The organism is Hamadaea sp. NPDC050747, from assembly GCF_040654195.1.
Taxonomy (GTDB): Bacteria; Actinomycetota; Actinomycetes; order Mycobacteriales; family Micromonosporaceae; genus Hamadaea.
This window is the reverse complement of record NZ_JBFAHM010000037.1, coordinates 1-3,459: the sequence shown is the minus strand read 5'-3', so window position 1 is coordinate 3,459 and position 3,459 is coordinate 1. Positions and strand designations below refer to the sequence as shown.

General features: G+C 57.0%; 2 rRNA genes. Both read left to right on the top strand.

The window, feature by feature from the left end:
- The first annotated feature begins 109 nt into the window (after positions 1–109).
- Positions 110–3,225: ribosomal RNA gene (locus AB0H43_RS38915) — 23S ribosomal RNA — on the top strand.
- Between the two features lie 109 nt (positions 3,226–3,334).
- Positions 3,335–3,451, top strand: a 5S ribosomal RNA gene (gene rrf / locus AB0H43_RS38910).
- The last annotated feature ends 8 nt before the right edge of the window (positions 3,452–3,459 follow it).

Genomic DNA, 3,459 nt, shown 5'->3' with positions numbered 1-3,459 from the left:
TGGGTTGTGGTTGGTTGTTTGTTGAGATGTGGATAGTGGACGCGAGCATCTTGTTTCTCTGCATGTTTTTGACATGTTTGTAGAAGCCGAGAAGTATCTATCTGTCTTTGGTCAAGTTGTTAAGGGCGGACGGTGGATGCCTTGGCACCAGGAGCCGATGAAGGACGTGGGAGGCCGCGATAGGCCTGGGGGAGCTGTCAACCGAGCTGTGATCCCAGGGTGTCCGAATGGGGGAACCCAGCACGAGTCATGTCGTGTTACCTGCATCTGAATTCATAGGGTGTAGGGGGGAACGCCGGGAAGTGAAACATCTCAGTACCGGCAGGAAGAGAAAACAATAGTGATTCCGTGAGTAGTGGCGAGCGAAAGCGGATGTAGCCTAAACCTTGCGTGTGTGATACCTGTCAGGGGTTGCACGTGGGGGGTTGTGGGATGCCATTGGCTGGGCTGACAACCGGTCGAGGAGTTACAAAATCTGGGGCTAGTCGAAGCGTATGGGAAGGCGCACCGTAGACGGTGATAGTCCGGTAGGTGAAAGTTCCAGATCTCCTGTGGCGTGTCCCGAGTAGCGGCGGACCCCTGTAATCTGCCGTGAATCTGCCAGGACCACCTGGTAAGGCTGAATACTCCCTGGTGACCGATAGCGGATTAGTACCGTGAGGGAATGGTGAAAAGTACCCCGGGAGGGGAGTGAAATAGTACCTGAAACCGTTCGCCTACAAACCGTCGGAGCTGACAGCGTAAGCTGGAGGTGACGGCGTGCCTTTTGAAGAATGAGCCTGCGAGTTAGTGGCATGTGGCGAGGTTAACCCGGGTGGGGTAGCCGTAGCGAAAGCGAGTCTGAATAGGGCGTTCAGTCGCGTGTCCTAGACCCGAAGCGGAGTGATCTAGCCATGGGCAGGCTGAAGCGAAGGTAAGACTTCGTGGAGGGCCGAACCCACCAACGTTGAAAAGTTGGGGGATGACCTGTGGTTAGGGGTGAAAGGCCAATCAAACTCCGTGATAGCTGGTTCTCCCCGAAATGCATTTAGGTGCAGCGTCACGTGTTTCTTGCCGGAGGTAGAGCTACTGGATGGCCTAGGGGGCCTACAAGCTTACCGAAGTCAGCTAAACTCCGAATGCCGGTAAGTGAGAGCGTGGCAGTGAGACTGCGGGGGATAAGCTTCGTAGTCGAGAGGGAAACAGCCCAGATCGCCGGCTAAGGCCCCTAAGCGTGTGCTAAGTGGGAAAGGATGTGGGATCGCGCAGACAACCAGGAGGTTGGCTTAGAAGCAGCCACCCTTGAAAGAGTGCGTAATAGCTCACTGGTCAAGTGGTTCCGCGCCGACAATGTAGCGGGGCTCAAGCACACCGCCGAAGCCGTGGCACTCACACTTTGCTCGGCCCAGTCGCCTGCGGGCTCTGGGTCTAGGCGTGTGGGTGGGTAGGGGAGCGTCGTGCGTGCGGGGAAGCGGCAGGGTGACCTAGCCGTGGAGCGCGTGCGAGTGAGAATGCAGGCATGAGTAGCGAAAGCAGGGTGAGAAACCCTGCCGCCGGATGACCAAGGGTTCCAGAGTCAAGCTTATCTGCTCTGGGTGAGTCGGGACCTAAGGCGAGGCCGAGAGGCGTAGTCGATGGACAACGGGTTGATATTCCCGTACCCGCGAAGCAGCGTCAACGCTGAACCTCACTGTACTAACCTCCGCCTGTGTGGGAGGCCTTCGGGCTGAGCATGCGGGTGTTGGGATCTTGGTGGGTAGTAGGTGAGCGATGGGGTGACGCAGGAAGGTAGCTGAGCCCGGCCGGTGGTTGTGCCGGGGTAAGCGTGTAGCCCGCACCATAGGTAAATCCGTGGTGCATGGGGGTGAGACGTGATGCCGAGCCGTATCAGGTGAAGTCAGTGATCCTATGCTGCCGAGAAAAGCCTCTAGCGAGTTGTGAGCGGCCCGTACCCGAAACCGACACAGGTGGTCAGGTAGAGAATACCGAGGCGACGGGCGAACTGTGGTTAAGGAACTCGGCAAATTGCCCCCGTAACTTAGGGAGAAGGGGGGCCTCTGCTGGTGATGGCACGTGCTGTCTGAGCTGGTGGGGGTCGCAGAGAGCAGGGGGAAGCGACTGTTTACTAAAAACACAGGTCCATGCGAAGTCGTAAGACGCTGTATATGGACTGACGCCTGCCCGGTGCTGGAACGTTAAGGGGACCGGTTAGCCTCACGGCGAAGCTGAGAACTTAAGCGCCAGTAAACGGCGGTGGTAACTATAACCATCCTAAGGTAGCGAAATTCCTTGTCGGGTAAGTTCCGACCTGCACGAATGGCGTAACGACTTCCCCACTGTCTCAACCACAGGCCCGGCGAAATTGCAGTACGAGTAAAGATGCTCGTTACGCGCGGCAGGACGGAAAGACCCCGGGACCTTTACTATAGCTTGACATTGGTATTCGGACTCAATTGTGTAGGATAGGTGGGAGCCTGTGAGCATCGGACGCCAGTTCGGTGGGAGGCAACGTTGAAATACCACTCTGTTGTGTTTGGGTATCTAACTTCGGACCGTTATCCGGTTCAGGGACAGTGTCTGGTGGGTAGTTTAACTGGGGCGGTTGCCTCCTAAAGGGTAACGGAGGCGCCCAAAGGTTCCCTCAGCCTGGTTGGCAATCAGGTGTTGAGTGCAAGTGCACAAGGGAGCTTGACTGTGAGACTGACGGGTCGAGCAGGGACGAAAGTCGGGACTAGTGATCCGGCACTGGCTTGTGGAAGCGGTGTCGCTCAACGGATAAAAGGTACCCCGGGGATAACAGGCTGATCTTCCCCAAGAGTCCATATCGACGGGATGGTTTGGCACCTCGATGTCGGCTCGTCGCATCCTGGGGCTGTAGCAGGTCCCAAGGGTTGGGCTGTTCGCCCATTAAAGCGGTACGCGAGCTGGGTTTAGAACGTCGTGAGACAGTTCGGTCCCTATCCGCCGTGCGCGTAGGAGACTTGAGAAGGGCTGTCCCTAGTACGAGAGGACCGGGACGGACGAACCTCTGGTGTGCCAGTTGTACCGCCAGGTGCATGGCTGGTTGGCTACGTTCGGAAGGGATAACCGCTGAAAGCATCTAAGCGGGAAGCTCGCTTCAAGATGAGGTCTCCCACCACGTGAGTGGGTAAGGCCCCCAGGTAGACGACTGGGTTGATAGGCCAGACATGTAAGCTCGGTAACGGGTTCAGTGGACTGGTACTAATAGGCCGAGGACTTGACTAAACACAGACAGTGGATACACGTCTTGTTGTTGCTCGCGTTCACTTTTCACATCACGACCAGCAACCATTTGTAGCCGGATCGGGCTCGTGGTTTGACAGGTTGATAGTGTTACGGCGGTCATGGCGGAGGGGAAACGCCCGGTCACATTCCGAACCCGGAAGCTAAGCCCTCCAGCGCCGATGGTACTGCACCGGGGACGGTGTGGGAGAGTAGGACACCGCCGGACAAACTTTC